A 294-nucleotide genomic window follows, 5' to 3' on the forward strand; every position below is an offset into this window, starting at 1 on the left:
GAGACCTACGAGAATAATAATTACGCTGACCCGGGAGTCACGCCGAGTCAGGAGGCGGCGCCTTACTATGAGCAGCCGGCCGAGGGCTATCCGGCCAATTACTACTACGCTCAGAGCGGCTCTCAGGCTCAACAGGGCTACGATGCCAATGCTTACGATGGCAATGCCTACTACGCCAACCAGGACTACTACGATCCCGCCCAAAGCTACTACTCGGGGGACTGGACCAACGCTCCGCCCGCTCAGCCGCTCTCAGCCGAGGCCCAGGCGCCGGCTTATGGCCAGAGGCCCGAG

General features: G+C 61.6%; 1 protein-coding gene. It reads left to right on the forward strand.

Features of this window, described 5'->3' with window-relative positions; genetic code table 11:
- Positions 1-294 (forward strand): hypothetical protein (locus JEM65_RS22715; protein ID WP_233530824.1); only part of this gene is annotated, 294 nt, incomplete at both ends.

Origin of the sequence: Gelidibacter salicanalis (assembly GCF_016469035.1) — a bacterium.
In the GTDB taxonomy this organism is placed as follows: Bacteria; Bacteroidota; Bacteroidia; order Flavobacteriales; family Flavobacteriaceae; genus Gelidibacter; species Gelidibacter salicanalis_A.